At 70.0% G+C, this 26,036-nt stretch carries 33 protein-coding genes and 1 tRNA gene; 6 read left to right on the plus strand and 28 right to left on the minus strand.

Going from position 1 to position 26,036, the window contains the following annotated elements:
• The 19 genes from EXE41_RS04810 to EXE41_RS04900 all read right to left on the minus strand — a co-directional run bounded on the left by EXE41_RS04810 (position 1) and on the right by EXE41_RS04900 (position 10,976).
• Positions 1-534 carry a 50S ribosomal protein L6 gene (locus EXE41_RS04810; RefSeq protein WP_049930194.1) on the minus strand — a complete coding sequence of 178 codons (534 nt, stop codon included), beginning with the start codon at positions 532-534 and terminating at the stop codon, positions 1-3.
• Positions 535-536: 2 nt separating this feature from the next.
• Entirely contained in the window at positions 537-929 is a 393-nt protein-coding gene (locus tag EXE41_RS04815) for a 30S ribosomal protein S8 (protein WP_004047215.1), read from the minus strand.
• Between the two features lie 2 nt (positions 930-931).
• The gene (locus EXE41_RS04820; protein WP_004597423.1) at positions 932-1,105 is read right to left on the minus strand and encodes a 30S ribosomal protein S14; all 174 of its coding nucleotides are present in this window, start codon (positions 1,103-1,105) and stop codon (positions 932-934) included.
• Positions 1,102-1,626: a 50S ribosomal protein L5 gene (locus tag EXE41_RS04825; protein ID WP_049930678.1), complete on the minus strand. Its 525-nt coding sequence runs from the start codon at positions 1,624-1,626 to the stop codon at positions 1,102-1,104. Before EXE41_RS04825 ends, EXE41_RS04820 begins: the two co-directional genes overlap by 4 nt.
• The gene (locus EXE41_RS04830) at positions 1,619-2,332 is read right to left on the minus strand and encodes a 30S ribosomal protein S4e (RefSeq protein WP_049930192.1); all 714 of its coding nucleotides are present in this window, start codon (positions 2,330-2,332) and stop codon (positions 1,619-1,621) included. The genes EXE41_RS04825 and EXE41_RS04830 overlap by 8 nt, the downstream gene beginning before the upstream one ends.
• Positions 2,329-2,685, minus strand: a complete 357-nt coding sequence (gene rplX / locus EXE41_RS04835) for a 50S ribosomal protein L24 (RefSeq protein WP_049930190.1) — start codon at positions 2,683-2,685, stop codon at positions 2,329-2,331. Before rplX ends, EXE41_RS04830 begins: the two co-directional genes overlap by 4 nt.
• Positions 2,686-2,687: 2 nt before the next feature.
• Entirely contained in the window at positions 2,688-3,086 is a 399-nt protein-coding gene (locus EXE41_RS04840) for a 50S ribosomal protein L14 (RefSeq protein WP_004597429.1), read from the minus strand.
• Positions 3,086-3,430, minus strand: a complete 345-nt coding sequence (locus tag EXE41_RS04845) for a 30S ribosomal protein S17 (RefSeq protein ID WP_006114464.1) — start codon at positions 3,428-3,430, stop codon at positions 3,086-3,088. The genes EXE41_RS04840 and EXE41_RS04845 overlap by 1 nt, the downstream gene beginning before the upstream one ends.
• Positions 3,421-3,879 carry a ribonuclease P protein component 1 gene (locus EXE41_RS04850; protein ID WP_137690416.1) on the minus strand — a complete coding sequence of 153 codons (459 nt, stop codon included), beginning with the start codon at positions 3,877-3,879 and terminating at the stop codon, positions 3,421-3,423. The genes EXE41_RS04845 and EXE41_RS04850 overlap by 10 nt, the downstream gene beginning before the upstream one ends.
• 1 nt (position 3,880) lies before the next feature.
• Positions 3,881-4,099, minus strand: a complete 219-nt coding sequence (gene rpmC / locus EXE41_RS04855) for a 50S ribosomal protein L29 (RefSeq protein WP_006114466.1) — start codon at positions 4,097-4,099, stop codon at positions 3,881-3,883.
• On the minus strand, positions 4,099-5,037 hold the full coding sequence (locus EXE41_RS04860) for a 30S ribosomal protein S3 (protein WP_086216131.1): 939 nt from the start codon (positions 5,035-5,037) through the stop codon (positions 4,099-4,101). Before EXE41_RS04860 ends, rpmC begins: the two co-directional genes overlap by 1 nt.
• Positions 5,037-5,501 (minus strand): 50S ribosomal protein L22, encoded by a 465-nt coding sequence (locus EXE41_RS04865; protein WP_006114468.1) that lies wholly within the window; start codon positions 5,499-5,501, stop codon positions 5,037-5,039. Before EXE41_RS04865 ends, EXE41_RS04860 begins: the two co-directional genes overlap by 1 nt.
• A gap of 3 nt (positions 5,502-5,504) precedes the next feature.
• Complete coding sequence (locus tag EXE41_RS04870) at positions 5,505-5,930, minus strand: 30S ribosomal protein S19 (protein ID WP_049930185.1); 426 nt, start codon at positions 5,928-5,930, stop codon at positions 5,505-5,507.
• A complete protein-coding gene (locus EXE41_RS04875; RefSeq protein ID WP_049930183.1) occupies positions 5,927-6,649 on the minus strand; it encodes a 50S ribosomal protein L2 in 723 nt (240 codons plus the stop codon). Before EXE41_RS04875 ends, EXE41_RS04870 begins: the two co-directional genes overlap by 4 nt.
• A 1-nt stretch (position 6,650) precedes the next feature.
• On the minus strand, positions 6,651-6,905 hold the full coding sequence (locus EXE41_RS04880) for a 50S ribosomal protein L23 (RefSeq protein ID WP_049930182.1): 255 nt from the start codon (positions 6,903-6,905) through the stop codon (positions 6,651-6,653).
• Complete coding sequence (gene rpl4p / locus EXE41_RS04885; protein WP_086216128.1) at positions 6,902-7,648, minus strand: 50S ribosomal protein L4; 747 nt, start codon at positions 7,646-7,648, stop codon at positions 6,902-6,904. The genes EXE41_RS04880 and rpl4p overlap by 4 nt, the downstream gene beginning before the upstream one ends.
• A gap of 3 nt (positions 7,649-7,651) precedes the next feature.
• On the minus strand, positions 7,652-8,668 hold the full coding sequence (locus EXE41_RS04890) for a 50S ribosomal protein L3 (RefSeq protein WP_086216127.1): 1,017 nt from the start codon (positions 8,666-8,668) through the stop codon (positions 7,652-7,654).
• Between the two features lie 4 nt (positions 8,669-8,672).
• On the minus strand, positions 8,673-9,539 hold the full coding sequence (locus EXE41_RS04895) for a putative RNA uridine N3 methyltransferase (RefSeq protein WP_086216126.1): 867 nt from the start codon (positions 9,537-9,539) through the stop codon (positions 8,673-8,675).
• Positions 9,540-9,698: 159 nt separating this feature from the next.
• On the minus strand, positions 9,699-10,976 hold the full coding sequence (locus EXE41_RS04900; RefSeq protein ID WP_137690417.1) for a PQQ-dependent sugar dehydrogenase: 1,278 nt from the start codon (positions 10,974-10,976) through the stop codon (positions 9,699-9,701).
• Between the two features lie 107 nt (positions 10,977-11,083).
• Between EXE41_RS04900 and EXE41_RS04905 the strand changes: the two genes are divergently transcribed.
• Both EXE41_RS04905 and EXE41_RS04910 read left to right on the plus strand, forming a co-directional pair.
• A tRNA-Gly gene (locus EXE41_RS04905) sits at positions 11,084-11,154 on the plus strand.
• A 395-nt stretch (positions 11,155-11,549) separates the two neighbouring features.
• Positions 11,550-12,392: an aldo/keto reductase gene (locus EXE41_RS04910; RefSeq protein WP_137690418.1), complete on the plus strand. Its 843-nt coding sequence runs from the start codon at positions 11,550-11,552 to the stop codon at positions 12,390-12,392.
• A 24-nt stretch (positions 12,393-12,416) separates the two neighbouring features.
• Here EXE41_RS04910 and gfo6 read toward each other — a convergent pair whose 3' ends face one another.
• Complete coding sequence (gene gfo6 / locus EXE41_RS04915) at positions 12,417-13,508, minus strand: D-xylose 1-dehydrogenase Gfo6 (RefSeq protein ID WP_137690419.1); 1,092 nt, start codon at positions 13,506-13,508, stop codon at positions 12,417-12,419.
• Between the two features lie 106 nt (positions 13,509-13,614).
• Entirely contained in the window at positions 13,615-14,163 is a 549-nt protein-coding gene (locus EXE41_RS04920) for a redoxin domain-containing protein (RefSeq protein WP_137690420.1), read from the minus strand.
• 136 nt (positions 14,164-14,299) lie between these two features.
• Here EXE41_RS04920 and EXE41_RS04925 point away from each other — a divergent pair, with 136 nt between their 5' ends.
• Complete coding sequence (locus EXE41_RS04925; RefSeq protein ID WP_241987191.1) at positions 14,300-14,791, plus strand: VTT domain-containing protein; 492 nt, start codon at positions 14,300-14,302, stop codon at positions 14,789-14,791.
• Positions 14,792-14,815: 24 nt separating this feature from the next.
• On the opposite strand, the gene EXE41_RS04930 is transcribed toward EXE41_RS04925, so the two are convergent.
• The 3 genes from EXE41_RS04930 to EXE41_RS04940 form a co-directional block, all read right to left on the minus strand.
• Complete coding sequence (locus EXE41_RS04930) at positions 14,816-16,627, minus strand: acyl-CoA carboxylase subunit beta (RefSeq protein WP_137690421.1); 1,812 nt, start codon at positions 16,625-16,627, stop codon at positions 14,816-14,818.
• Between the two features lie 112 nt (positions 16,628-16,739).
• On the minus strand, positions 16,740-17,633 hold the full coding sequence (locus tag EXE41_RS04935) for a class 1 fructose-bisphosphatase (protein ID WP_049930165.1): 894 nt from the start codon (positions 17,631-17,633) through the stop codon (positions 16,740-16,742).
• On the minus strand, positions 17,633-18,436 hold the full coding sequence (locus EXE41_RS04940) for a class I fructose-bisphosphate aldolase (protein WP_049930164.1): 804 nt from the start codon (positions 18,434-18,436) through the stop codon (positions 17,633-17,635). Before EXE41_RS04940 ends, EXE41_RS04935 begins: the two co-directional genes overlap by 1 nt.
• A gap of 211 nt (positions 18,437-18,647) precedes the next feature.
• On the opposite strand from EXE41_RS04940, the gene EXE41_RS04945 reads away from it, so the two are divergent.
• On the plus strand, positions 18,648-19,505 hold the full coding sequence (locus EXE41_RS04945) for a 3-hydroxyacyl-CoA dehydrogenase family protein (protein WP_137690422.1): 858 nt from the start codon (positions 18,648-18,650) through the stop codon (positions 19,503-19,505).
• Between the two features lie 25 nt (positions 19,506-19,530).
• Here the strand turns inward: EXE41_RS04945 and EXE41_RS04950 are convergent, their stop codons facing one another.
• Together EXE41_RS04950 and EXE41_RS04955 are read right to left on the minus strand one after the other, a co-directional pair.
• The gene (locus EXE41_RS04950) at positions 19,531-20,205 is read right to left on the minus strand and encodes a phosphate ABC transporter permease (RefSeq protein ID WP_086216120.1); all 675 of its coding nucleotides are present in this window, start codon (positions 20,203-20,205) and stop codon (positions 19,531-19,533) included.
• Between the two features lie 75 nt (positions 20,206-20,280).
• Entirely contained in the window at positions 20,281-20,559 is a 279-nt protein-coding gene (locus tag EXE41_RS04955; RefSeq protein WP_137690423.1) for a zinc ribbon domain-containing protein, read from the minus strand.
• 134 nt (positions 20,560-20,693) lie between these two features.
• On the opposite strand from EXE41_RS04955, the gene EXE41_RS04960 reads away from it, so the two are divergent.
• Positions 20,694-21,128 (plus strand): hypothetical protein, encoded by a 435-nt coding sequence (locus EXE41_RS04960; RefSeq protein WP_241987192.1) that lies wholly within the window; start codon positions 20,694-20,696, stop codon positions 21,126-21,128.
• A 48-nt stretch (positions 21,129-21,176) separates the two neighbouring features.
• Here the strand turns inward: EXE41_RS04960 and EXE41_RS04965 are convergent, their stop codons facing one another.
• Together EXE41_RS04965 and EXE41_RS04970 are read right to left on the minus strand one after the other, a co-directional pair.
• Positions 21,177-22,493, minus strand: a complete 1,317-nt coding sequence (locus EXE41_RS04965) for an MFS transporter (RefSeq protein WP_086216119.1) — start codon at positions 22,491-22,493, stop codon at positions 21,177-21,179.
• A 115-nt stretch (positions 22,494-22,608) separates the two neighbouring features.
• A complete protein-coding gene (locus EXE41_RS04970; RefSeq protein WP_137690424.1) occupies positions 22,609-24,393 on the minus strand; it encodes a PAS domain-containing protein in 1,785 nt (594 codons plus the stop codon).
• Positions 24,394-24,537: 144 nt separating this feature from the next.
• Between EXE41_RS04970 and EXE41_RS04975 the strand changes: the two genes are divergently transcribed.
• Positions 24,538-26,028: a DNA polymerase IV gene (locus EXE41_RS04975; RefSeq protein ID WP_137690425.1), complete on the plus strand. Its 1,491-nt coding sequence runs from the start codon at positions 24,538-24,540 to the stop codon at positions 26,026-26,028.
• Positions 26,029-26,036: the final 8 nt, after the last annotated feature.

A 26,036-nucleotide genomic window follows, 5' to 3' on the forward strand; every position in this document is an offset into this window, starting at 1 on the left:
TTAGGCACCTCCGGTGGGTTTCTCGACGATGTACACGCCGTCCTGGAAGACGCGCGTGTCCTTGTCGGTCACCTTCGTCAGCTGTTCGATGTCGGCGGCGGTCTGGCCGACGGCCTCCTTGTCGGAGCCCGAGAGCGTGACCGTCTCGCCGTCGATCTGTACGTCCGTGTCTCCGCGGATGGGGGTGCGCCGCGCGGCGCTCTCTCCGAGGAAGTTCTCGATGACGACCTCGTCGCCCTCCACGTTCACCTGCATCGGGAAGTGGGCGTAGTACACTTCCATGGCGTACTCCCAGCCCTCGGTGACGCCGTGGATCATGTTGGCGACGTGGCTCTCGAAGGTGCCGACGGTGGCGTTGGTCTTCGCGTCCTCGTTCTCGGTCGCGATGACCACCGCGCCGTCCTCGATCGTCACGTCGACGTCGGGGTACCAGAGGCGTCGCGTGACGCTCCCGTTGGGTCCTTCGACGGTGAGTTCGAGGTGGTCGGTCTCGGCGGAGACGTCGTCCGGAATCTCGATTTCGACTCTGTTCATTGTTAGTAGACGTATGCGATCACTTGGCCGCCGATGCCCTCCTCGCGGGCCTCGTAGTGGCTCATGACGCCGTGGCTCGTCGTGACGATGAGCGTCCCGTAGTCACGGGCGGGGAGGTACCGCTTCTCCCACTTCTCGAACTCGTCCGCACCCGCGGAGTAGCGGGGCTTGACGGCGCCACACTCGTTGATCGCGCCTTTCAGTTCGACCTCGAACTTCCCGGCTTTCCCGTCGTCGACGTACTCGAAGCCGTCGACGTACCCGCGGTCGTAGAGGACCTCGAGGACGGAGCCGATGATGTTCGAAGCGGGCTCTACCGTGTACGACAGGTGGCCAACGCTCTCGGCGTTGTCCATGCCGGCGAGCGCGTTGGTGAATGGATCGTTTCCCGTCATGATCAGCTGTACTTCTCGAATCCCATGTCTCGGGCGACCTCGCGGAAGCACTGCCGGCAGAGGTTGATGTCGTACTTGCCGACGAGTCCCTGCTCGCGGTCGCACCGCCGGCACGTGTGCCGGGAGTCGGTGCGCTTCGCGGCGTGCTCGCCCGTGTCGTTGTTCGCTTCGCTCATTCGGTTACCTCGACGTCGAAGTTCGTTTCGAGGAACGCGGCCGCGTCCTCGGCTGTCATCCGGTGGCGAGAGGGAATGGTCCCCGTCGCCTTGTCGCGTTTCGAGACGCGGTAGCCGGGACGGACGATCGTCGTCGTCACGTCGAGGCCGTAGATCCCGATGTTGGGGTCGTACTCCTGGCTCGGAAAGTCGGTGTGGTCCTCGACCCCGAAGCTGAGGTTACCCGTGTCGTCGAACTGGCTCCGCGAGACATCGACGAGATCGAGCGCGGTCTCGAGGAACGCGTGCGCGTCCTCGCCCCGCAGCGTCACCTTGACGCCGATCGGGTCGCCCTTGCGGATCCCGAACTCGGCGATGGTGCGCTTCGAGGTGGTCCGGACCGACTGCTGGCCCGTGATCTCCTCGATGATCTCCTCGGCGTCCGCGAGCGGCTCACCGCCCTGCCCGACGCCCATGTGGACGACAACCTTCTCGAGGGACGGCTCGCGCATCTCGTGGTCGGCGCTCTCGGCTTCACTCATCCGCATCACCCTCGTCGTCGGTGAAGTTCTCGTCGATGACGACGACGTACTCCTCGACCGTCTCGTAGCCGCCGTCCTCGCTGGCGACGGTCACGGTGTTGTCGCCGGAGCCGAGGGTCACGTCGATGTCCTCGATCTCGCCGATCTGGCCGGCGTGCTGGCCGGCGACGGCGGTCACCAAGGCGCCCTCCTCGTACTCGAAGTGGGCGACGATCTCCTTCGTCTCGTTGTCGACGACGATCGAGTCGTTCGTCTCGTAGTCCGCGTCGTCGTCGACGCGGACGTTCGTCCCGTCGTGGAGCGTCAGCTGCGTGACGCCGCCAGGGACGACGGTCTTGTTCGTGATCTTCCCGAGCCGGCTGCCCGCGGCGTCCTCGTCGACGGGAGTCAGCGCGAGCCGACCGCCCTCGTCGGGGAAGACGCGGAAGTACTCCCCGCGCTCGGGGAACGCCAGGATGTCGAACATCCCGATCGGACGCTGTTCGTCCGAGACGGCGTCCCCGTTGACGAGGATCGAGTCGTTGTTCAGCGCGTAGCGCGCCTCCTTCGTCGAGTCGACGTAGCCGAGCACGTCCCGCAGCAGGACGACGAGCGGAACGCCCGCCTCGCCGTGCGGGCCCGCGCCCGCCTTCACGGTGAACGTGTTCGTCTTGCGCTCGACCGGCCAGGAGTTCGGTACTGACAGTCGCTTCTGGTGTCGCGTCATTCGTTATCCTCCTGGAGCCGCGCCTCGCGGCGCTCGTCCTCGAGGTCCAGCTCGGTCACCCGGACGTTGCTCGCCGGAATCGGGCGGGGAACCTCCTCCCCGTCTGCCTTCTCGACGGTGACGTCCTCGACCGTGATCCGCTCGGCGGACAGGTCGACGGAGACGACCTCCGCCTCCGTGCCGGCCGCGTCGCCGCGAAGCACCTCGACGGTGTCGCCGGCGTTGACGCGGACGTTGCGCTGTCCGTACTCCTCGCGGAGCTCGTCGGTGAGGGTGGCCCGGACCTGATTCTGCCGCTCGTGGAGCGGCGCGGTCTCCGACCGTTTTCGTTGTTTGCGTGGCTGTTTCGTCATAGTTAGACGATCATCGTCGCGGTCGAGGCGATGCTCCCGAACCGTTCGGCGACCTCGCGGGCGACGGGGCCTTTGATCTCCGTGCCCCGCGGCTCCTCGAGGTCGTCGATGATGACGGCCGCGTTGTCCTCGAACTTCACGCGCGTGCCGTCCGGACGGCGGATCGGCTTGCGCTGGCGGACGACGACCGCCTCCAGCACCTGCCGCCGCATCTCCGGGGTCCCTTTGGTGACCGAGACGGTCACCTTGTCGCCGATCCCCGCCTTCGGGTGGCGGTTCTTCGTGCCGGAGTAGCCCGACACGGAGATGACCTTCAGCTCACGGGCGCCGGTGTTGTCGGCGCACGTGATCAGCGAGCCCTTCGAGAGCCCCTGCGTGACGTCGGCCTTGAGCGCCTCCATCACTGATCACCCGAGCGGATCTCGACGACGACGTGGGACTTCGTCTTCGAGAGCGGTCGCGTCTCCGCGATCGTCACTTCGTCACCGACTTCGAGCGAGTCGAGCACGCCCGGCACGTGGGCCGGGATGCGCGAGCGACGCTTCATGTACCGATCGTATTTCGGTACGAACACGTCGTACTCTCGCTCGACGATGACGGTCTTTTCCATATCCGTCGACACGACCGTTCCCTCGCGGGTCTGGCCGCGGACGGAGAGCTGCCCGTAGAACGGGCATTTCTCGTAGTCGTAATCCTCCGGGTTGTCTGGCTCCGGAGGCGTGGGTACGTCGATTCCTATCGCCATTGTGTGGCACCTCGTTCGGTGCGTTCGGCGGGCCGATATCGCAACCGATCGCCATCCACCGTCGCGTAGACCGCGTCTTTGCACTCGCCTCGGCGGCTCGCCGGACCCGCGCCGTCACCGTCGACGACGCTTGCGGATCCGGACGGGCCAGACTGACGGGGGCGGACCCCCGTAGTATCCGACCCGAGTTGGGACGCGGACCCCGGCGACTGTCCGTCGCCGGCGGCTTCATCTGTGCGAGCGGTCGGCGTCTCGGCGACGCCGAACTCGAACGTCGCGCCCGACTTGGGCACGCGTTTGTCCCCCGACGCCGTTCGGACCACGAGGGTACCGAACGTCTCGTCGAGCACGCGACCGGCGATACCCACGTGGGCGTCGCTGTCGGCGTCGGGCACCCGAACCGGGAGGCCGACGAGCTCGTGCCGAACGAGTGTGTCGGGGGAGATCATCTTACGCTTCGTCCTCGTCGAAGTCGCCTTCTTCCGCCTGGATCGTCTTGATCCGGGCGATCGTCTTCTTGAGCTCGTTGACGCGGCCCGGGCTCTCCGGCATGCCGCCGGCCGCCCGCTGCGCCTTCGAGTTGAGCAGCTCGGTCTCGAGCTCCTCGAGTTCGACCTGGCGCTCCGCCGCGGTCATGTCGCGGATCTCGTCGGTGTAGAGGATCGCCATTATTCGTCCTCCTCCTCCTCGTCGGCCGCCTCCATCTCCGCGACGAGGTCGGCCGCCTCGGACTCGATCTCTTCGTCCAGTTCGTCGAGCTCGTCGGCGTCCGCGTCGCCGACCGGCTCCTCCGCGGCGACGTCAGTCGCCTCGGTGGCCGTGTCCTGCGTCTCCTCGACGACCTCCTCGACGACCTCCTCGTCGATGACATCCGCGGGGTCCTCGTCGGGGACACCGACATCCTCGTCGGCGCCCACGTCGGGAACCTCCTCCGGATCCTCTTCGAGCAGCGCCTCGACGCCCTCGTCGTCGCCGGCGCCGGCGGCCGCCTGCTCGACCTCGGGGACCTCGGCGTCCTCGCGGATCTGGAAGTCGTCCGGGAGCGTCGCCCCCGGCGGAATGATCTTCACGTTGACGCCGATCGTCCCGAGCTTCATGACGGCGACGCCCTGGCCGTGGTCGACGACCTCCTCTGCGGGTTCGCCGTTGTGCTTGATGTAGCCGCGGTTGAACTTCTCGACGCGCGAGCGCGCGCCGGTGACCTTGCCGGACAGGACGATCTCGGCGCCCAGCGCGCCCGCGTCCATGATGCGGTCGATCGTCGTGTGACCGGCCTTCCGGAAGTACCAGCCGCGTTCGAGGGCGTTCGCCAGACGGTCCGCGACGATCTGTGCGTTCAGGTCGGGCTCGTCGACCTCCTGAACGTCGATCTGCGGGTCGTCCATGTCGAAGCGGTCCTCGAGCTCGGTGGTGATCTTGCGGATGTTCTTCCCGCCCTTCCCGATCACCATCCCGGGCTTTTCGGCCTTCAGGACGATCTGCGTGCCCATCGGCGTCTGGGCGACGTCCATCCCACCGTAGCCGGCGCGGCCGAGCTCGTCCGCGAAGAACTCGTTGATCTGGGAACGGCGCAGGCCGTCCTCGATGAATTGGTGTTCGTCAGCCATTAGTTGTCAGCCTCCGGCTCCTCGATGATCAGTTCGACGTCCGCGAGCGTGGTGTTCCACTCGGTCGCGCCCGCGGCGCGGGGGTTCCGACCGGGTCGCTCGCCGACCTTGTGAGGGGCGACGTGTTTGATGACCATCGCCTCGCCGTCGAACCCCTGCTCGTCGGCGTTGTTCTTGACGTTCTCCAAGAGCTTGAGGAAGTCCTTGGCGGCCTTCTCGGGGTACCGTCCCGCGTCCCAGCCGTCGATGTCGGAGCGGTGGCCCGCGCCGGCGTTGTGCTGGCGCATCGGCACCGAAGTCTCCTCGTCGATGACCTCCTGGAGGAACTCCTCCGCGTCGGCGACCGTCTCGCCTTTGATCTCTCGGGAGATCTCCTTGCTGTCCTTCACGCTGATGGGCCGGTCGCGGAGCATCCCCTTGGCGGTGGTCTCCGGGTCGGCCTCGACGCTGTAGTTGATTCCCATGGGTTACTTGAGGGGCACGAACTTCGAGGACCGGGTCGCGCCGATGCCGGCCTGACCGTGTTCGACGGTGCTTCGCGTGAGGTGGAACTCACCGAGGTAGTGCCCGATCATCTCGGGCTCAACCTGAACGCGCTCGAAGCTGTGGCCGTTGTACACGGCGAAGGTGACGCCGACGAACTCCGGCAGGATCGGCATGTCGCGCAGGTGCGTCCGGATCGGGTCGTCCGCCGTCGTCTCCTTGTCGCGGCTCCGGACCGTCTCCAGCAGCTTCTGCTGTTCGGTGCCGAGTCCGCGAACGATGCTTCGCCGCTGGCGTGCGGGGAGCAGTTCCGCGACCTCGTCTACGTCCATCTCCTGCAGCTCGTCGAGCGAGTGACCGCGGTAGGCGAACTCCTCGCCCTCGCGGCCGGTTCGGTAGTCTGAACTCATTTGTTGCCACCTCGTCCGGTGCGCTTGGATGCGATGTCACCGACCTTGCGTCCCGGCGGGGCGTCCCGCGAGACGGACTTCGGCTGGCCGGGGTGTTGGCGACCACCGCCACCGAAGGGGTGGTCGACGGCGTTCATCGCGACGCCGCGGACGCGCGGGTATTTCGTGCCGCGCGCCTTCATCTTGTGGTGTTTGTTGCCGGCCTTGACGAAGGGTTTCTCCGTCCGGCCGCCCCCCGCGACCACGCCGATCGTGGCGCGGCACTGCGGGTCGAGTCGCTTCACTTCGCCGCTGGGGAGCTGGACGACCGCGACGTCGCGGTCGTGGGTGAGGAGTGTCGCCGACACGCCGGAGGCGCGCGCGAACTTCCCGCCGTCCCCGCGGTTGCTCTCGACGTTACACACCGGGACGCCCTCGGGGATCTCCGCCAGCGGGAGCGTGTTGCCCGGCTTGATCTCGGCCGAGACGCCGACCTGAATCGTCTCGCCCACGCGCACGCCTTCCGGCGCGAGCACGAGCCGACGGTCGTCGTCCTCGAACTCGACCTCCGCGAGGGGGGCCGAGCGGGCCGGGTCGTGTTCGATCCCGACAATCTCGCCGGTGACCGTGTCCACGTCTTCGAGCTTCTTGTGCGACAGTTCCGCCTTGTAACGGTGGGAGGGGGCCCGGAACGTCGGGCCGCCGCGTCCGCGCCGTTGTCCTTGGATTCGTCGTCCCATCTCAGAACACCCCGATACGCGAGGCGATTTCGGTCGCGTCGTCGTCCGCGGACAGGGTGACGACCGCCTTCTTCTCGCCCTGCGGCGTCACCTGCGTGTTCACGTTGACGACGCCCACGTCGTAGCGCTCGGCGACCTCGGACTCGATCTCCGGTTTGGTCGCGTCCACGTCGACGAGGAACAGCAGCTTGTTGTTGAAGTCCATCTCGTTCATCGCCTGCTCGGTGACGATCGGATGCTCGATGATCGAGTTCATCGGTCGGCCACCTCCGAGACGGCGCTCTCGGTCCACAGCGTGAGTCGGCCCGGGTGCGCGCCGGGCGCGAGGTCCTCCGCGTTGACCTCGCGAGCGGTCGCGACGTCGACGCCCGCGAGGTTGCGGGCGGCGCGGGACGGCTCCTCGCTGGTGACGACGAGGACGGACTTGGGCTGGCGGTACTTGCGGCCGCGGGCCTTGCCCTGTCCGGCGCGGACGGAGCGACCCTCCTCGGCGCGCTCGATGTCGGCGTCGGCGCCGACGGCTTCGAGCACGCCAAGGGCGTCCTGCGTCTTCTCGAGGTCCTCGAACTCGTCGCTCACGACGAGCGGGAGGTCGAGGTCCTCGTCGAACGCGTGGCCGCGCTCGGCGACGAGCTCGGCGTCGGTCGTGGCCGCGATGGCTGACCGGATCGCGAGCTGTCGCTCCTTGTCGTTCAGTTGCTTCGACTGGTCCTTCTCGGCCTTCGGCGGGTGCGCGGCGCGCCCCGACACGGCGTGCGGGACGCGACGGGCGACGTTCTCGGAACGTGGCACGTGCGCGAGCCCGCGGCCGGAGCCGAACGATTCGGCGGGCGTCCGCAGCCCGGCGAACTCGTCGGCCCCGTAGGCCTGCTTCCGGTTGGCCTGAGCGGCGTCGACCGCGCGACCGATGAGGTCCGGTCGGAACGCGGTCTCGAAGACGGCCGGCAGCTCGACGCTGCCCGCCTCCTCGCCGTCCAGGTCGTGTACTGTTGCGTTCATTGGTTATCCCTGGTTGGATTCGGTGGAAACGTACCGGACCTCGGGGTCGAGGCGCGGCTGGTCGTTCGGCCGGATGGCCGGGCGGAACCGCAGCAGGCGCTGGTCCGGACCGGGCAGCGAGCCCTTGATGAGCGCGTACTCACCGTCGACCTCGCCGTAGTTGACGAAGCCGCCGTCGACGGAGGCGTCGTCGCCCTCGCCGAAGTCGATGAGGCGCTTGTTGAGCTCGGTGCGCTGGTGATAGCCGGTCTGCCCCTGCTGGGGGACGGTGGAGCGGACGCGGGAGGGGTTCCACGGACCGAGGTTGCCGATCCGACGCCGCCATCCCTGGCGGGCGTGTTTGCCCTTCCGCTTCTGAACGCCCCAGCGTTTGACGGGACCCTGCGTCCCCTTCCCCTTCGTGATGCCGGAGACGTCGGTGTACTGGCCCGCGCGGAAGACGTCGCCGAACTCGTGGGCGCCGCCCTCCGAAACGAGGTCCAACGCGAAGTCGGCGCGCTCCTCGAGGGAGCCGCCGCCGACGCGCGTCTCCATGATGTCGGGCTTCTTCTTCGGGACGTTCGAGAGCTCCGAGGGCGCCGTGTGCGTGATGACGCGCACGTCGTCGACGACGTCGTCGTCGAGCAGCGCGCGGAGCTCGTCGGCATCTGCCTCGAAGGTGTCTTCCGCCGGGAGGTCGAGCGCGCGGTCGAGTTCCTCGTGGAACTCGGTCGCCCAGACCTCTTCGACCGGCTTCTGTCCGTACGGCGTGTTCTCGTAGGCGCGCACGGCGACGGCGTGCATCTGCGGCGTCTCGACGACGGTGACGGGGACGGCCTCTTCCATCCCTTCACGCGGCGAGTTCGCCTCGTCGTTGACCATCATGACGTGGGTCATCCCGGCCTTGTAGCCGGCGAATCCCTGCAGCGCAGGGGCCCCGTCGTCTTCTGGCCACGAACGGATGCGCGGCACCTCGCTGTCTGCGCGGGTGCGCGGGCCGTAGCCCAGCGAGCCTTTTCGTGGTCGGCTTGGTTGTGGCATGTGTTTACTCCGTGAGTGTGAGCGAGCCGAGGGTCGCGAACAGAGCCTCCTCCGTCCGGACGACCTCGCTCGCCTGTGCCGGGATCGTGTTCAGCCAGAGGTCGAACCCCGGATCGGGTTCGACCGAGCGGCCGTCGGCGACGGCCGCCCGAATGCGGTCGGGCGAAAGCCCGAGCATCTCCGGAAGCCCCCGCTCGGGCGCGCCGAAGGCGACGGTGTAACCGCCGGCCTCGCGGGCGTCCGAGACGAGGTCGCCGAGCCGCGAGACGGAGAGTTCCGCTCCGTGTCGCGACGTCGCGACGGCCAGTCCGTCGCCGGCGAGCGCTTCCGACAGGTCCGCGGCCGCGACCTGGAAGCCGACCTCCGGCTTCCCGGTGATGCGGGCGCGGACCGGTTCTCTCGAAGAGACCCTGATGGTGACGCGCTCCCCCCGCTCGACCTCCATTCCGGAGGGGACGAGCAGGGAGATCGGGTGTTCCCGCAGCGGGGAATTGACCCGGACGCGGCCTTCAGGTCCGACCTCGGTCACGAGTCCCTGTGTTTTCGACTCTTCCCCGCTAGGGGTCGAGCCGGTCCGCCACGGCACGCGGAGCGGGGGAAGCACACCGACGTACCGGAGTTCGTCGCGCTGCCCCCAGAGGTCCTTTCGGAGCTCCGGCGGCGTCGCGGCGTACCCCAGCACGGTGCGGACGTACTCCCCGCCCCGTCGCCCGTCGCCTTCCCGGTCGGGGAAGACCACGAGCCGATCCGCCCGGAACACCGCCGCCGCACGGGCGACGTAGCCGAGTTTGCGAGTCGCCTCGCGGTCGTCCTCGGCTTCCCGGACGAGCGAAGACGGAACACAGATCGTGAGTCCGTCTTCGGTACGCATCGTGGCGAGACTGTAACCTTCGATTCCGGACGGCACGGTAAAAGGATAGCGGTCCCGATATCCGGCTGTGCCGCGTTCACACGGGGTCTGCGTGGGGATTCCGCCCGCGAATCCGAGCCAACTTGTCACACGGATCCGCGTCGCCGCGGAGGCGACCCCTCACGCCGGAACGACCCGCGCCACCGGCGCGTCGTCGTCATCGACCGCGACGTAGAGGTTCCCCGTGTCCGGTTTGACCGCGACCGCGCGCATGCGCCACCCGCGGTCGGCGAGCAGGGGCTCGCGCTCGGTCACGGTCGCGTCGAGGCCGTCGCCGTCGACCGTGAACCGCCCGAGGTACCGCGCCGCGAGCGTGCCCGCGAACAGGTCGCCCCGCCACTCGGGGAACGCGTCGCCGTCGTAGAAGACCGCGCCGCTCGGCGGGAAGCCGCCGGACCCGCACGGCCAGTGGTGGACCGGCGCGATCACGCCGTCGCGGTCCTCGTGGCCCGGCGCGAAGGGGTCGTCGGTCCCGTAGCGGCACGCCTCGCTGGCGACCGGCCAGCCGTAGTCGCCGCCGCGCTCGATCACGTTGATCTCGTCGCCGTCCTCCTCGCCGTGCTCGCACTGCCAGATCCGGCCCGTCTCGGGCCGCACCGCCATCGCCTGCGGGTTCCGGTGCCCGTAGCTGTACAGCGCGTCGGCCGCGTCCGGGTCGTCGACGAACGGGTTGTCAGGGTGGGCGTCGCCGTCCGGGGTCAGCCGCAGCGTCGCGCCCAGCTCGTTCGAACGGTCCTGCGAGACGTGGTCGGGTCCGAAGTCCGTGTCGCGCCGGTCGCCGACCGTGACGAACAGCGACCCCTCGGGGCCGAACGTCGCCCGGGAGCCGAAGTGGTTCGCGCCGCCGCGGAACAGCTCGGCGACCCGGATTGGCTCGAACTCGTCGAGCACCGGCGCGTCGCCGCCGTCGAGCGAGAGCCATCCGGTCCCGACGTGCGTCGTCGCCTCGCCCGCGTCGTTCGCCGCCGCGTACGTGAGGTAGACGCGCGGGTCGGCCGGGTAGTCCGGGTGGACCGCAACGTCGAGCAGGCCGCCCTGCCCCTCCGCGAACACTTCTGGCGCGCCCGCGACCGCCTCGACGGCCCCGTCCGCGGGGTCGACAAGCGAGAGCCGTCCCGGTCGCTCTGTGACCAGCAGGCGACCGTCGTCGGGTAGGAAGGCGAGCGCCCATGGGTTCTCGAACCCCTCCGCGACGGTCTCGACGTCGTACGCGACGCCCGCGCCGTCGTCCGGCGGGGCGTCGCCGCCGTCGTCGCCGGAGCCTCCGGCCTCGTCGCCGCCGGGAGAGCCGCCGCCCCCGAGACAGCCGGCGACGGCGGGAAACGCGGCGATGCCGGCGAGCCCGGCGGTCGCGCGGAGGACGGTGCGTCGGTCGGCGCGGTCGGGGAGGTCGGTCATCGTTCGGGTACGGATCCGTGTGGGGGCGCGGCACCGATGACCCTTCCGCCGACCGTCGTTCGGAACCCTTATATCTTCGACCCGGACTACGATCGGATGCGAAGCACGCACCGGTAGTGTAGTGGTATCACGCAACCTTGCCATGGTTGCAACCCGAGTTCAAATCTCGGCCGGTGCACTCCCTGCGGTCGTGCCCCGACCTGACTCCCGCTCGCTCTGCTTGCGGGAGTCTCGGCCGATGCATTTTCCGACTGACTGCGCCAGTCATCGTCCGCTTCACTCCGCTCAGCGGACTTGCGAACGAAGTGAGCAGAATCACCGAGAGAGACTTGAGCGCTATCAGTCGCGCGCAGCGAACGGCGAGCGGAGCGAGCCGTGAGCGGGCACGTCTGATTCTGAGTTCGAATCTCGGCCGGTGTACTCCCTGCGGTCATGTACCGGCCTGACCGCTCGCTTCGCTCGCGACTCCCTCGTGCGTGCTGCTCGGCCGCGTGGCGGCCTCGCAGGCACGCGCCGCCGCACGAGATTCCCCGACCGGTACTTTCAATCGGTGATCCGGCGAACCCCCCTCGCGTGACCGTACCAACGAAGACGCTCCCGAGCGGCGCGGAGCTGCCGGCGCTCGGGCTGGGCACGTACGACCTCGACGACGACGAGACGGCCGACAGCGTTCGGGCGGCGCTCGACGCCGATTACGCGCACATCGACACCGCGGAGGGGTACCGCAACGAGGCGGTCATCGGGGAGGCGCTCGCGGCGAGCGACGTCGACCGCGACGACGTCTTCCTCACCTCGAAGGTGCTCGCGAAGAACCTCAACTACGAGTCGGTGATCGAATCGTGCGAGGCGTCGCTCGACCGGCTCGGCACCGACTACCTCGACTTGTACCTGATCCACTGGCCGAACCCCGCCATCTCTCTGCGCGAGACGCTCCAGGCGATGGCGGAGCTGCGCGAGCGGGGGCTCGTCCGCGATATCGGCGTCTCGAACTTCAGCGCGTACCAGCTCAGCTGCGCGCACCACATCTCCGACGTGCCGATCGCGGTCAACCAGATCGAGTTTCACCCGTGGTTCCAGCGGCCCGACCTCGTCGACTACTGCCGCGAGACCGACACCGTGATCGAGGCCGCGGCCCCGCTCGCGCGGACCGACGTGTTCGGCGACGAGGTCGTCGCCGAGCTGGCGGAGCAGCACGACAAGCACCCGGCGCAGGTGATCATCCGGTGGGCGATCGACCGCGGCGTCGTCCCGCTACCGCGCTCGTCGACCCCGGAGCACGTCCGGGCCAACGCCGACCTCGACTGGGAGCTCGACGAGGCCGATCGGCGACGGCTCGACGGGCGCGACCGCGACGCTCCGGTGTACAACACCCCGGCCCGCGACTGGACGAGCGACGTGTACGGGATCGAACAGTAGTGGCCTCGCAGCCGCGGTCGCGGCTCAGTCGCCGAGTTCGACCGGCCGCTCGGTCTCGGCCGACTCGTAGACGCCGGCGAGCGCGCGCATGTCCGTGAGCGCGTGCTCGCCGTCGGGGTGGAACGGTTCGTCGGCCAGCAACTGGTGACCGAAGTAGGCGAACTCCTCTTCGATCTGGTGGACCTGCTCGAAGTCGACATCGACCCGCGTCCCGTCGCGAACCACGGCGAATCCGCGGTCCTCGCGCTCGTAGAACGCCGGGTCGAGGACGAGTCTGGCGTCCGTCCCGGTGACCTCCAGCCGGCTCGCGTGCTGGGCGTTCTGGCTCACCGTACAGAATGCGTCGACGTCGTCCGGGAACTCGAGTCGGAACGAGGCGTGCTCGTCCACGTCGGCGAACGCCTCGTGCTCCGACCGGGTCCGGCCGGACACCCGGACCGGGTCCTCGCCGAGTGCGAACCGCGTCGTGTTGAGCGGGTAGACGCCCAGATCCATCACCGCGCAGCCGCCCGACAGCGAGGGGTCGAGCCGCCACTGGTCCGTGTCGCTTCCGAGTTCGCCGAGCATCGTCTGCGACATCGTCGCGTGGACGTGGATCACCTCGCCGGCGACGCCCGCGTCGAGGAGGTCGCGGAGCCGCCGGACGGCAGGGTCGGTCTGCATCCGGTAGCCGACCATCAGGGGCGCCCCGGCGTCGCGGCAGGCCGCCACCAGCTTCCGCGCGCGCTCCGGCGTCACCTCCAGCGGCTTCTCGCAGAGGACCGCCTTCCCCTGCTGTGCGGCGGCCTCGACGTACTCCAGGTGGGTCGCGTTCGGCGTCGCGACGTAGACGGCGTCGTACGCGTCCGCGGCGGCCCCCGATCGCAGTTCCTCGGGCGTGAGGCCCGTCAGGTCGCGCTGGGCGGCGACCGCTTCGACCGCCGCGGGGTCGACGTCGCTGACGACGGTGGCCTCGGTGTACGCCGACCGCGCGATGCCGGGCAGCGCCCACTCCCGGGCGAACCAGCCGAGGCCGACGACCGCGACCCTGACTGGGTCGGCGACGGCGGCCGGGTCGAGCGTCTCCCAGTCGCGGCGCGTGAACTCGTCGAGGTACTCCGCGAAGGCGGCATCCATGTCGCCCCCTCCGCGCGGGGGCGTCAAATAACCACGGCGACGCCGACGCGTGACGCGACCGGGCGAGTCACGGACCGCGCCGCCGTCGCGCTCGTCCGCGCCGCGCTCACCACGGCCCGTCGTAGTTCACCCGCGGCCGGTCCACGTCGATCCCGATCTCGCGGAGCGTCTCGGCCGCGCGCCGGACCGGCGCCGGGTCGGCGCGGTCGAGGGGATCGTCGGTCGCCTCGGCGAACCGGACCGTCCAGTCCCCGTCGATCACGACCGTCGCGCGCCGCGGGATGCCCGAATGCCCCTCCCACGAGTCGGCGAGCAGGTCGTACGACTCGGCGACGCCGCCGTGGAAGTCGGCGACGACCGGGAAGGGGAGTCTGAACCGGTCGGCGTACGCGAACGCCGCGTACAGCGAGTCGCCCGTGAGCGCAACGACGGCGAGGCCGTCGCGGTCGTACCAGCTGGCGTCGCGGACCGCGGCGAGCGCCGCGGTACAGGGCGGCACGAACGTCGCGGGCGCGAGACAGAGAGCGACGGCGTCGTGCGCCTCGACCAACCGGAACAGCGCCAGTTCGGTTGCGGTGCGCTCCGCGTCGCCCTCCGGAGCCCCGCCGACCGCGGGCGCGGCGAAGTCGGGGGCGGTGTCGCCGACGGTGACCATGCGTCCACGAGGCCCGCGGCCGATAAATAGCCACCCGAGGCGGGGGCGGCGACCGCAACCGGGTCCGCGGAGCGGCCTGACGCGTGCGAACAGCCGGCTCGGGGGGTGTTTTAGCTGTGGGGCCCGGAGGGCGGTCGTGATCGGAGCCCACGCCGAGACGGCGCTCGCCCTCGTCGGGAAGGTGCTGCCAGCGCGGACGCTCTTTGTCGCAGCGGTGGTCGCCGCGGGGGTCGACGCTGTGGCGGTCGTCCCGGTGTTCGCGGCGGCCGTCGTCGGGGCGACGACCGGCCAGTCGCTGCTCTTCGTCGCCGTCCGTCGGTTCGACCTGGATCCGACGGCGTCGAGGGTCGTCCCGGTCGACGCAGGGCGACTGGACGGCGCGACGCGCTGGCTCGACCGGTGGGGGCTCCGGGCGGTCGCCGCCTCGAACGCCGTCCCCGGGACGCGCGGGTGGCTCGCGGTGCCCAGCGCGAGCGCGTCGTCGGTGTCCGCGCCGCGGTTCGCCGCCGCGTCGCTGCTCGGGTCGGCCGCCTACGCCGGCGCGCTCCTGGGAATCGGGCTGGCCGTCGCGCTCGGCGTCGAGAGCGCAGTCGGGCTGTTCGGCGGCGACCTCGTCGCGGCGCTGTAGCCCGGCTCCGCCCGTTTCGTCCGGTCAGAGGATCGTCCCGTGCTTCTTGTCCGGCAGGTCCTTCTGAACGTCCTCGTAGAAGTCGAACCGCGCGGCGAGCTCGGCGCGGAGGTCCGAGGGCGGCACGATTTCGTCGATGACGACCTCGCTCGCCATGCGGTGGACGTCGATCCCCTCGCGGTACTCCTCGCGGAGGCGCTCCTCCTCGGCGGCGCGCTCCTCGGGGTCGTCGATCTCGGCGAGCTTCCGGGCGTAGACCGCGTTGATCGCGGCCTCGGGGCCCATGATGCCGATCTCGCCGGAGGGGAGGCCGATGACGCTCTCGGGGTCGTAGGCCGGCCCGCCCATCGCGTAGATGCCCGCGCCGTACGCCTTCCGCACGACGACGGTCTGTTTCGGCACCGTCGCCGAGGAGGTGGCGTAGATCATCTTCTTCCCCTTCTCTAAGATGGCGTCCTTCTCCACCTGCGAGCCGGCCATGAAGCCGGGCGTGTCACAGAGGTACAGCAGGGGGATCTCGTAGGCGTCGCAGGTCCAGATGAACTCCGCGGCCTTCTCCGCGGCGTCCGGGAAGATCGCGCCCGACCGCTCCGTCGGCTGGTTGGCGACGACGCCGACCGGCCGCCCGTCGATCCGGCAGAACGCCGTGACGATCTCCGGACCGTACCCCTCCTTCAGCTCGAACACCGACTCGGCGTCGGCGATCCGGTCGATCAGGTCGTGGGCGTCGTACGGGCGGTTCGGCGACTCGGGGATCAGCTCGTCGATCCCGTCGGGCGAGAGCTTCGGCGGCTTCGTCTCGCGCCGCGGGGGCTTCTCGCCGGCCCGGTCGGGGAGGTAGCCGATCAGGTCGGCGACCAGCTCGCGGGCGTGCTCCTCGTCGCGCGCGACGAGGTCCGCGGAGCCGGACTCCTCGGCGTGGACGCGGGGGCCGCCGAGGTCGTCCAGATCGATCTCCTCGCCGGTGACCATCTCCACCATTCGCGGGGAGGCGATCGCCATCGCGGACATGTCCTCCACCATCACAGTGAAGTCCGCGAAGACGGGCGTGTAGGCGGCCCCGGCGATACAGGGGCCGTAGAGGACGCAGATCTGCGGCACCGCGCCAGAGAGCATCGAGTGGTTGTAGTAGTACTTCCCGATCCCCTCGCGGTTGGCGAAGAAGCCGGTCTGCTGGTCGATCCGACCGCCGGAGGAGTCCATCAGGTAGAGCACCGGGTTCCCCGTCTTCAGCGCCCGCTGTTGCATCCGGAGGAACTTCTCGACGCCCTTCGACGCCATCGACCCCGCCTTCACGGTGAAGTCGTTGGCCATGAAGTGGACGTCGCGCCCCTCGAACTCGGCCGCGCCCGTCAGCAGGCCGTCGCCCGGGAGGCGGTCGCCGCCGCGCTCGTTCCCCGCTTCGTCCTCGCCGGCGGGCGCGTCGGGGTGCCAGTCGTCGAACGCGGCGAACTTCCCGTCCTCGAACTTCACCCCCGCGGGGTCGCCGTCCGCGGCGCCAGCGTCGCCGGTCCCGCGGGTCCCGCCCTCGCCGCCGAACCAGAGGTCGAGGCGGTCGCGGACGAACAGCTTCCCCTGCTCCGAGAGGCGGTCGCGGTACTTCTCCGGGCCGCCCTCGCGGATGTCGGCTATCTCGGCGCGGAGGTCGCGCTCGCGGTCGGTCGGTCCGAGGTCGTCGTCGAGCGGGTAGCTCGGCTCGGACGGCTCGGCGCTGGCGACCGGCGTCTCCTCGCCCTCGACGTGGACGTCGACGTCGACGCCGAGGTGTTCGGCGAGCGACTTCGCGATCGCCGCAGCCTCCTCGGGCGTCGCCGCCGCGCCGACGTGGACTTTCATGAACGCAAGATTTGCGGTGGATCCTAAACAGTTTTCCATGCGGGATTCGGCGGGCCCGCGTCGGCCGGCGGCCCGGGGCGGCGCGCCGCTCGTCCGGAGCGGTACCCCGCTGCTACTCCGCGTCGACGGCGGCTTCCAGCCGCTCGATCAGCGCCTCGTTGCCCACGTAAACCGGCGTGCGCTGGTGAACCGCCTCGGGCTCCACGTCGAGGATCGAGCCGGTTCCGTCCGAGGACGCGCCGCCCGCGCGCTCGACGATGTAGGCGATCGGGTTCGCCTCGAACTGTAGCCGGAGCTTCCCCTCGGACGCGCTCCGGAGGGCGGGGTAGGCGAACACGCCGCCGTAGGTGAGCACCTGGTTCACGTCGCCGACCATCGCGCCGCCGTACCGGAGCTTCAGCTCGTCTTCGATCGATCGTGCGTACGCGCGGAAGTCCGCGGGCCAGTCGGGGACCCGGCCGCCGAACCCGTAGACGGTCGGGGTCGCCGGCAGCGAGAGGTCGGCCTCGACGACGGACCTCTCGACGCCGTCGCCGTCGGCGGTGACCACTTCCTCGCGGACGCCCGTCTCGTCGGCGACGACCATCGTCGTGATCGGGCCGTAGAGGACGTAGCCGGCGGCGACGAGGTCGCGGCCGCTCGCGGGCAGCGGCGCGTCGTACACGCCGACGACGGTGCCCATCGCGTTGTTCGACCGGAGGTTCGAGGAGCCGTCGAGGGGGTCGATCGCGACGGCGAGCGCGTCGCCCGCGCCGCTCCCGACGGCGCCGCCCGCGTCGACCGCCGATTCACGCTCCTCGCTGACGAACGAGCCGACGCCGTCGACCGCGGTTATCGCGTCGCCGAGGAGCTCGTCGGCGTACAGGTCGCCCGCGAGCACCGACTCGCCGGATTCGTTCTCCGTCCCGCTCTCGACGCGGCGGCCGGGGAGCGCGGCGCGGATCTCGGGGGCCGTCGCCGCGACCGCGTCGAACACCGCGTCGACGGTCGAGTCCGGTGAGGACATCAGTCGTCGCTCTCGGCGACGGCCAGCGCCTCGGCCGGGTCGGACTCTTGGAAGATCACGGCCTCCAAGGCGTCGAGGATGCGCTCAGGCTCGTCGCGCTGGAAGACGTTTCGGCCGACGGCGATGCCGGTGGCCCCCGCGTCGATGGCGTTCGAGACGTTCCGGAGGAACGCCTCGTCGTCGCGCATCGTCCCGCCGGACATGACGACGTCGGCAGGGCCGGCCATCTCGACGGCGTCGCCCATCGCCTCGGCGGAGCCGGGGTACTTCACCTTCACCACGTCGGCGCCGAGCTCCAGGCCGAGCCGCGCGCCGTACGAGATGACGTCCGGGCTCGCGTCGTTGCGGAGCCCCTGCCCGCGCGGGTACGACCACATGACGACGGCCATGTCGTGTTCGCGGGCGCCCTCCTGCGCGTCGCGGAATTCCTCGGCCATCGCTACCTCGTGGTTCGACCCGCCGTAGACCGTGAACCCGACCGCGTCGGCCCCCAGTTCGGCCGCGTACTCGGCCGTACAGTTGACGGCGCTGTTCGGCTCTCCTCGCCAGAGGTTGGAGGTCCCGTTGAGCTTCAACAGGAGGTTGACCTCGTCCTCGTAGTCGGGGTAGTACGCCTCGGCGAGCCCCTTCTGGACGGCGAGCGAGGTGACCGCCTCGTGGGTGGCGAGCTCGAAGATCCGTTCCGGGTCCGCCGTGTCCGGGTTCGGCTCGAAGTCGACCGGCCCGTGTTCGAGCCCGTGGTCGTACGCGAGGATGAGCGACTTACCGTCGCGCGAAATGTCGTCGGCGGCGTGAGGAAGCATCAGTTCGTAGTTCCGTTACATACGTAAAAAGGGCTGTGGTGAAGTCGGCGGACGTAAAGAAACTTAGCGGCCGATTGAGCGGCGCCTCGGGTCGTTTTTGCGCGATCGGCTTCGAAACGCGTTACTACTCGAATTGTTAATTTCTCCGGCGCGAACGCGTTCGGGCCTGGCTTTCGCAATACTTACCAGCCGCGGCGCGGCAGCGAGTCACATGCGAACGCTTTCCGAAATCGAGGTCGTCGGCGTCGTCGGCGCCGGGACGATGGGCAACGGGATCGCGCAGGTCGCGGCGTCGGCGGGATACGACGTGGTGATGCGGGACGTGGAGCGCGAGTACGTCGAGCGCGGCCTCGACAGCGTCGAGGACAGCCTCGACCGGCTGGCCGGAAAGGGCGCGCTCGACGAGGACCCCGAAGCAGTCCGCGACCGGATCACGGGGGCGACGGCCCTCGACGACCTCGCGGACGCCGACCTCGTCGTCGAGGCCGTGATCGAAGACCTCGAGGTAAAACGCGACGTGTTCGGCGACCTCGACCGCGTCACCGACGACGACGTCGTCCTCGCGACGAACACCTCCACGCTGTCTATCACGACCATCGCGAGCGCGACGGAGCGCGCGAGCGACGTGGTCGGCCTCCACTTCATGAACCCCGTCCCGATCATGGACGGCGTCGAGGTCGTGGTGGGCGAGCGCACCGACCCGGCGGTCGTCGACTTCGCGCACGCCTTCGCCGAGGACCTGGGCAAGGAGACGTGGGAGTCCGACGACAAGCCCGGGTTCGTCACCAACCGGATCCTGATGCCGTGGATAAACGAGGGGATCCGCGCGTACGACGAGGGCGTCGCCGACAAGGCCGACATCGACCGCGGGATGAAGCTCGGCACGAACGTCCCGATGGGGCCGCTCGAACTCGCCGACCACATCGGCCTCGACGTGGCGCTCGACGCAAGCGAGACGCTCCACGACGAACTCGGCGACCGCTACAAGCCGGCGTACCTCCTCAAGCGCAAGGTGGAGGCGGGCGACCTCGGCAGGAAGACCGGTCGCGGGTTCTACGAGTACGAGTGACCGCGTCGGGGCGTCTGAGAGGTGGTCAGGCCGCGTCCGCGTCGCGGTCGTCGTCCGCCGTCCACCGGCGCGCGCCGGGCAGCAGCCCGACGAGCTTCGTCACGTAGCCGAACCGGAACAGCCCCAGCTGCGAGAGCGCCCCGAGGACGAACACCGCGAGGAACGCGGGCGCCGAGAGGTCGAAGAGGAGGGGTTGGACGGTCGTCTCCGCGGCGGCCGTCTCGAAGCTCGCGGGCGTCAGCGACCGCGAGGCGAACGCCGCGCCGATGAGCGCCGTCGAGACCACGAGCGTCGTCCGGGTGAGGACGAACCCGAACAGCGCGCCGACGGCGACGCCCGCCAGCGTCGCGCCGACGAGCAGCGCCGTCCCCTCGACCCCCGCGGCGTCCGCCGCGTAGAAGGGGCCGACGGCGAACCGCCCGGCGAACCCGCCGACGACCGCGCCGATGCCGAGCACCGCGAAGGAGAGCCCGGCGTACGCGAGGAAGCCGCCGAGGAGGCCGCCGACCGCGACCGCGCCGGCGGTGAGGACGGCGCCGTCGACCGCGACGAGGCCGACGACGTTCGGCGCGAGCAGGTAGCCGGCGCCGGCGCCGACGAGCAGCCCCGTCAGCGTCACCGCGTAGACGGAGACCGCCGCGCCGACGAACGCGAGCGCCAGCCCCGCGAGGACCAAGCCGCCGTTGAGTGGGGTGAGCATGTCCGTACCGTGGCGCGCGCTGCTACTTAAATTGTCGCAGCCGCGAGGACGGAAAACGGGCGGCGAGCGGCGGACTCACCGCCCCCGGCTCGTCGCCCGTCGATCGATGTATCGCGTGTACCCGCCGACCGCGAGGCCGAACCCGACGACGAGCAGGACGAACCCGAGGAGGCGACTGGTCCCGACGGTCATCACCGTCAGGACGACGCCGAACAGCAGCGCGAACACGCCGGCGACGACGACGCCCACGTCCAGCAGCGGCGACGGCTGGATGGTCCGGCAGTGCGGGCAGATCCGCGCGTCGGCGGGGATCGGCTCGCGGCAGTCGACGCAGCGGAGGCGGTCGCTCGGCACGCGAGGCGGTTCGGCCGCGACCGGTTTGGCTCTGTTGACTGCGGAGGGGGCCGAGAGGACGTGTCTGCCACCCGGACGCGCCTCGGATCGTACTCGTCGGAACAGAGAACTCCGACGGGCCGCATGGTTAAACGATGCTTCCGGATTGTGAACCGAAGTGCCGAAACGGAGACGCCGCGAGGTCCTCGGAGCCCTCGCGGTGGCTCACCGCCGGTTGTATTTCCGACGACGACCCGCAGGTGGAAACTCGGGAGATAGACGTGGTGAATCTGCGGGACGAGACCGTCGGTGTCACGATAGTTGCGGAGCGAGGCGACGAGGTCGTATCCGAGGACGGGTTCCGATTCGGCCCGAAGCAAGGCGGAGCGACGGGCGGAGTGTATTTAAAAGAACGTTGGATGAGTGGTGAGGGAGACCTGGAACTCACGATATCCGCGGATTCGATCGACGAAGCCAGTCTATTCACGGAGAGCGTGGCACAAGAGAGTGAGGACGACGAGTGTGTATCCGCGTTCAGTCCGGTCGACGAGAACGGCGGAGGCATGTACTACGCCGAAGCTGAGTGTTGACGACGCGCGAAACGAGCGCCGGGTGCGGATTTCCGCCCGCTCTCCCGCTCAGTCCGCGCCGGCCGCCGCGGCCGGCTCGTCGCCGGTATCGAGCGTCTCTTCCACCTGCGTGAACACCGCGACCAGCGCGACCGCCGCGGCCGCGGCCCCGACGGCGAACGGCACGACGAACCCGAAGCCGTAGAGCCAGCCGGAGGCCAGCGGCCCCAGGGCGACGCCGAAGCCGAAGCCCATCGTGAGCACCGACAGGGTGGTCCCGGACTCCCCCTCGCGGGCGAGGTCGCCGGCGAGCGCGAGCGACGGGGCGAACACGCACGCGACCGCGATCCCTTGGCCGAGCCGGACGAGCATCATCAGCGCCGGCTCGGTCACGATCCCCTGAAGCAGCGTCGTCGGGACGAGGATGACGAAGCCGGCGAGCAGGAACGGCCGGCGGCCGATCCGGTCGCTGGCGCGGCCCACGGGGACCTGGAAGACCACGTTCGCTATCGTCACGGCCGCGAACTGGGCGCCGAACCACACTGGGGGCTGGTCGAGCCGCACGTTCACTTGGTTCTGGAGCGTCGCGAACAGGGCGATGCACGCGCCCATGGCGACGGTCGCGAGCCCGAGCGTGAACACGGGGTCGAGCAGGCGGTCCTCGCCGCGGACCCGGATCGACACGTCGTCGCCCGCCTCGGCCTCGACGTCGGCGTCGCGGACGAGCAGGAACACGAGCGTGAAGCTGAGGTACGCCCCCGCGCAGGCCGCAACGAAGGCGGCGTCGAAGCCGTCGAGGACCGGGAGCCCGACGGCGGAGAGGTCGTACGGCCCGCGAGCGACGACCGCGCCCGCGAGGACCGGGCCGAAGCCGAAGCCGATGAGCCGGAACGTGTTGTACACGCCGAAGTTGCCGCCGCGGTCGGCGTCGCTCGCGGCGTACTCGTTCACGAGGGCGACCGTGGCGGGGATGATGAGCGCCGCGCCGAGCCCCTGTATCGCCCGCAGCGCCACCAGCACCGGGTAGCTCGTCGCGATCGTGTACAGCCCGCTCGCGGTTCCGAGGAGCAGGATTCCGGCGAGGACGAACGGACGACGGGCGCCAACGCGGTCGGAGAGCCGCCCCGTGAACGGCTGCGAGAGGCTGTTGAGAAAGCCGAAAAGCGAGAGCACGACGCCGATGAGGAGCGGTTCGGTCAGCGTGACCGCGGCCGCGCCGACCCCGACCTCGACGCCGAGTAACCCCTCGATGTCGACGAGGTCGCTGGTGATGTACAGCGGGAGGACGACGATGAGAAAGGAGTTCCCGGCGGCGCCGACCATTCGCGCGAGCGCCAGCACGATCACGCGCCGGTCGGTGTCGGTGACGCCGGAGAGGAGCCCCATTCACTCTGGGTTCGGAACGGATGATAAAGGCGCTTGTGAACGGGGGGAGTCGATCCGGTTTCGGTCGCCGACGAGCGTCGAACCGCGGTCGCGGTGTCGACCGAGACCGAGCGGCTCAGGGGGTCGCCGGGGTCCGCTTGTCGACGCCGCGGACCTCGAACCGCGCGCCGCCGTCCTCGCCGGTCGTCGCCTCGACCGTCCACCCGTGCGCGGTGGCGATCTCCTGAACGATCGCGAGGCCGAATCCGGTGGTGCCCGCGCCGCCGCTCTCGCCGGGTTCGAAGAGCGAGTCGGCGACCGCCGGGTCGATCCCCGACCCGTCGTCCTCGACGAAGAAGCCGTCCGAGAGGTCGCCGACCCGGATCGAGACGTCGTCGCCGGCGTGGTCGACCGCGTTGCGTATCAGGTTCTCGAAGAGGTTCCGGAGGCGGTCCGGGTCGGCGAGCACCTCGCGGTCGGTCTCGACCGAGAGGGTCGCGTCCGCGGTGTCGACGGTTGACCAGCTGTCGGCGACGACGTCCGCGAGGTCGACGCGCTCCGGGTCGCCGACCGTCTCTCCCTCGCGGGCGAGCGCGAGGGTCCGCTCGACGATCGACTCCATCCGGGCGAGCGCGTCGAGCGCGGCGTCGAGGTTCTCCGCGTCGTCCGACGCCTCGCGGGCGAGTTGGACCCGGCCCTGCGCGACGTTGAGGGGGTTCCGCAGGTCGTGCGAGACGATGCTCGCGAAGGAGTCGAGCCGGTCGTTCTGTCGTTCGAGCGCCGCCTCCCGCTCTTTGAACGCCGTGATGTCCTCCTGGAAGCCGACCCAGTGCGTGACGGTCCCGTCCGGGTCGCAGATCGGGGCGATGCTCACTCGGTTCCAGAACTCCGTCCCGTCCTTCCGGTAGTTCAGCAGCTCGACGCTCGTCGGCTCGTCGGCGTCGATCGCGTCGCGGAGCTCCTGAACCGACTCCTCCTCCGTGTCCGGCCCTTGGAGGAACCGGCAGTTGACGCCGATCGACTCCTCGCGGTCGTACCCGGTCATCTCGACGAACCGGTCGTTGACGTACACCATGGGGTTGTCCTCCCGGTCCGCGTCCGTGATGGTGATCCCGACCGGCGCCTCGTCGAGGGCGCGGGTCTTCGTCTCCAGTTCCGCGCGGCGCTCGCGCTCGTCGGAGACGTTTCGGAGGATGCCGACGCTGCCGTTGAACGAGTCGCCCTCGTACGGCAGCGCGGCCATGTGGTCGCGACAGGGGATCGGCTCTCCCTCCTTCGGGACGATGTCGACGCCGAAATGCTGGACGTCGGGCCCCGAAGACGAGAGGATCGTGCCGAGGCGGTCCTCGGCCTCTTTGACCGCCGCGTCGTCCTTGATGAACCCGGGCTTCTGGCCGATGATCTCCTCGCGGTCGTAGCCGGTGAGCTCGGCGAACGGCTCGTTGACGAACCGGAAGACGCCGGTCTCGTCGACGACGTAGACGGGGTAGCCGAGCGCCTCGATGACGGTCGAGTAGCGCTCGGCGATCTCTTTGGTCCGGTGCTCCTCGACCGCCTGATCGACGCGGTTCGCGAGCCGGCGGAGCTGCTCGGGACCGCCCTTCTGGAAGTAGCCGGTGACCCCGGCGTTGAGCGCCTGACTGGCGATTTCTTCCGAGCCCTTCCCGGTGTACAGCACGAACGGGATCTCCCCGTGGCGGTCGCTGAACACGTCGAAGAACTCCAGCCCGTCCATCGCGGGCATGTCGTAGTCGCTGACCACGCAGTCGAAGGCGGCCTCGTCGAGCCGGTCCAAGGCTGTCTCGGGGTCGGTCACGCTCGTCACCGCCACGGAGTCGATCTCGCGTTCGAGGTACGCCTCCGTGAGGTCGAGGACCGACGGGTCGTCGTCGACGTGTAACACGTCGATCGCGGCGGGCATACGTGAACGAACGATCGCGAGGAATAAACGACTACCGACCCGGCTATCGGATCTGGATCCGGGGGCGGCGGCGACCGCGGTCCGCGTTCCACTTCCGGCGCGCGTGGCTGGTTCTTAAGACCGCGGAGCGCGGAGTCGGGATCGATGACCGGCGGGACGCCAGTCGCCGGGGAGACACTCCCGGGCGCCGGCGGCGGGGACGACGACGCGGACCGCGTCGTCTGCCACGTCGATATGGACTGCTTTTACGCCTCCTGCGAGCGGCTGCGCCGCCCCGACCTCGCGGGCGAGCCCGTCGTGGTCGGGATGGGGTACGAACCGGGCGAGTCGATCGGCGCGGTCGCGACGGCGAGCTACGAGGCCCGCGAGTTCGGCGTCGAGAGCGCGATGCCGATCTCGGAGGCCTTGGAGCTGCTCCCCCGCCGCGCCGACGCGGACCCCGACGACCCGGACGCGCCGGACCCGGCCGACACCGGCCGGTACCTCCCCGTCGACCTCGACTTCTACGAGGACGTGGCGAGCGAGGTGAAGGAGGTCCTACGCGACTGCGCCGACACGCGCCGGGAGGTGAGCATCGACGAGGCGTACCTCGACGCCACCGACCGGACCTCGTGGGCGGTCGCCGGGGGTGGCGGCGGGAGTCCGAGCGACGGCGGTGACGGGGACGACGGCGACGATTCTACCGACCCGCCGCCGAGCGGGGCCGCCGGCCCCGCGGAGGCGCGGACGCTCGCCGAGGGATACGCCCGCCACGTGAAAGACCGGATCGAGCGGGAGGCCGGGGTGCCGGCGAGCGTCGGCGTCGCGCCGAACATGTCGGCCGCGAAGGTCGCCAGCGACGCCGACAAGCCGGACGGGCTGGTCGTCGTGCCGCCGGGGTCGGTCGCGGAGTTCCTCGCGCCGCTGCCGACCGCCGACGTTCACGGGGTCGGCCCGGTGACCGAGGAGACGCTGGCGGAGCTGGGCATCGAGACCGCGGGCGACCTCGCCGCGGCCGACCGCGACCGGCTCGCCGCGGAGCTGGGCGAGCGCGGGCCGGAGCTCTCCCGACGCGCCGCGGGCGACGACGACCGGGAGGTGACGCCGACCGGCCTCCCCAAGAGCCTCTCGCGGGAGTCGGCGCTCCCGACGACCGCCGACGAGCCGACGAAGCGCGAGACCGTCTCCGCGCTCGCCGCGGACGTTGCCCGCCGCGCCCGCGAGCGCGGCTGCCTCTACCGCACAATCGGGATCAAGGCGGTCGAGCCGCCGTTCGACGTCAACACCCGCGCCCGGAGCCTGCCCGGTCCCGTGGACGACCCCGACCTCGTCGAGGAGGTGGCGCTCGACCTGCTCGGCGAGTTCGACGAGACCCGCGTCCGCAAGCTGGGCGTGCGCGTCTCCAAGCTCGACTTCGCCGAGACGGATCAGGCGACGCTCGGCGGATTCGAACCGGGGGACGGGCCGGGAGACGGGAGCGACGGCGCGGCCGACCGCCCCCGCGGGTCGGTCGGTCGAACGGCCGGCACCGACGGCGACGGCGGGAAGCTCACCGACTGGGTAGACGGGGAGCCGACCGCGGACGGCGACGCGACGGGGAACGAGGCAGAGCGCCGGACGGGGGACGGACAGGCGTCGCTCGGCGACTGGTCGTGAGCCGCGCC

It is taken from the genome of Halorubrum sp. SD690R, assembly GCF_005435035.1.
GTDB classification, from domain to species: domain Archaea; phylum Halobacteriota; class Halobacteria; order Halobacteriales; family Haloferacaceae; genus Halorubrum; species Halorubrum ezzemoulense.

Bases quoted from the DNA above. Each gene is read 5' to 3' on its own strand.
- EXE41_RS04815 (WP_004047215.1), bottom strand. From the start codon at position 929: ATGACGGGAAACGATCCATTCACCAACGCGCTCGCCGGCATGGACAAC.
- EXE41_RS04945 (WP_137690422.1), top strand. From the start codon at position 18,648: ATGCGAACGCTTTCCGAAATCGAGGTCGTCGGCGTCGTCGGCGCCGGG.
- rplX (WP_049930190.1), bottom strand. From the start codon at position 2,685: ATGACGAAACAGCCACGCAAACAACGAAAACGGTCGGAGACCGCGCCG.
- EXE41_RS04970 (WP_137690424.1), bottom strand. From the start codon at position 24,393: ATGCCCGCCGCGATCGACGTGTTACACGTCGACGACGACCCGTCGGTC.
- EXE41_RS04930 (WP_137690421.1), bottom strand. From the start codon at position 16,627: ATGAAAGTCCACGTCGGCGCGGCGGCGACGCCCGAGGAGGCTGCGGCG.
- EXE41_RS04880 (WP_049930182.1), bottom strand. From the start codon at position 6,905: ATGAACTCGATCATCGAGCATCCGATCGTCACCGAGCAGGCGATGAAC.
- EXE41_RS04875 (WP_049930183.1), bottom strand. From the start codon at position 6,649: ATGGGACGACGAATCCAAGGACAACGGCGCGGACGCGGCGGCCCGACG.
- EXE41_RS04935 (WP_049930165.1), bottom strand. From the start codon at position 17,633: ATGTCCTCACCGGACTCGACCGTCGACGCGGTGTTCGACGCGGTCGCG.
- EXE41_RS04890 (WP_086216127.1), bottom strand. From the start codon at position 8,668: ATGCCACAACCAAGCCGACCACGAAAAGGCTCGCTGGGCTACGGCCCG.
- EXE41_RS04820 (WP_004597423.1), bottom strand. From the start codon at position 1,105: ATGAGCGAAGCGAACAACGACACGGGCGAGCACGCCGCGAAGCGCACC.
- EXE41_RS04965 (WP_086216119.1), bottom strand. From the start codon at position 22,493: ATGGGGCTCCTCTCCGGCGTCACCGACACCGACCGGCGCGTGATCGTG.
- EXE41_RS04895 (WP_086216126.1), bottom strand. From the start codon at position 9,539: ATGCGTACCGAAGACGGACTCACGATCTGTGTTCCGTCTTCGCTCGTC.
- EXE41_RS04950 (WP_086216120.1), bottom strand. From the start codon at position 20,205: ATGCTCACCCCACTCAACGGCGGCTTGGTCCTCGCGGGGCTGGCGCTC.
- EXE41_RS04825 (WP_049930678.1), bottom strand. From the start codon at position 1,626: ATGAGTGAAGCCGAGAGCGCCGACCACGAGATGCGCGAGCCGTCCCTC.
- EXE41_RS04940 (WP_049930164.1), bottom strand. From the start codon at position 18,436: ATGCTTCCTCACGCCGCCGACGACATTTCGCGCGACGGTAAGTCGCTC.
- EXE41_RS04845 (WP_006114464.1), bottom strand. From the start codon at position 3,430: ATGGCGATAGGAATCGACGTACCCACGCCTCCGGAGCCAGACAACCCG.
- gfo6 (WP_137690419.1), bottom strand. From the start codon at position 13,508: ATGGATGCCGCCTTCGCGGAGTACCTCGACGAGTTCACGCGCCGCGAC.
- EXE41_RS04840 (WP_004597429.1), bottom strand. From the start codon at position 3,086: ATGGAGGCGCTCAAGGCCGACGTCACGCAGGGGCTCTCGAAGGGCTCG.
- EXE41_RS04810 (WP_049930194.1), bottom strand. From the start codon at position 534: ATGAACAGAGTCGAAATCGAGATTCCGGACGACGTCTCCGCCGAGACC.
- EXE41_RS04920 (WP_137690420.1), bottom strand. From the start codon at position 14,163: ATGGTCACCGTCGGCGACACCGCCCCCGACTTCGCCGCGCCCGCGGTC.
- EXE41_RS04865 (WP_006114468.1), bottom strand. From the start codon at position 5,501: ATGGGAATCAACTACAGCGTCGAGGCCGACCCGGAGACCACCGCCAAG.
- EXE41_RS04870 (WP_049930185.1), bottom strand. From the start codon at position 5,930: ATGAGTTCAGACTACCGAACCGGCCGCGAGGGCGAGGAGTTCGCCTAC.
- rpmC (WP_006114466.1), bottom strand. From the start codon at position 4,099: ATGGCGATCCTCTACACCGACGAGATCCGCGACATGACCGCGGCGGAG.
- EXE41_RS04830 (WP_049930192.1), bottom strand. From the start codon at position 2,332: ATGACGCGACACCAGAAGCGACTGTCAGTACCGAACTCCTGGCCGGTC.
- EXE41_RS04975 (WP_137690425.1), top strand. From the start codon at position 24,538: ATGACCGGCGGGACGCCAGTCGCCGGGGAGACACTCCCGGGCGCCGGC.
- EXE41_RS04960 (WP_241987192.1), top strand. From the start codon at position 20,694: ATGCTTCCGGATTGTGAACCGAAGTGCCGAAACGGAGACGCCGCGAGG.
- EXE41_RS04900 (WP_137690417.1), bottom strand. From the start codon at position 10,976: ATGACCGACCTCCCCGACCGCGCCGACCGACGCACCGTCCTCCGCGCG.
- rpl4p (WP_086216128.1), bottom strand. From the start codon at position 7,648: ATGAACGCAACAGTACACGACCTGGACGGCGAGGAGGCGGGCAGCGTC.
- EXE41_RS04860 (WP_086216131.1), bottom strand. From the start codon at position 5,037: ATGGCTGACGAACACCAATTCATCGAGGACGGCCTGCGCCGTTCCCAG.
- EXE41_RS04850 (WP_137690416.1), bottom strand. From the start codon at position 3,879: ATGATCTCCCCCGACACACTCGTTCGGCACGAGCTCGTCGGCCTCCCG.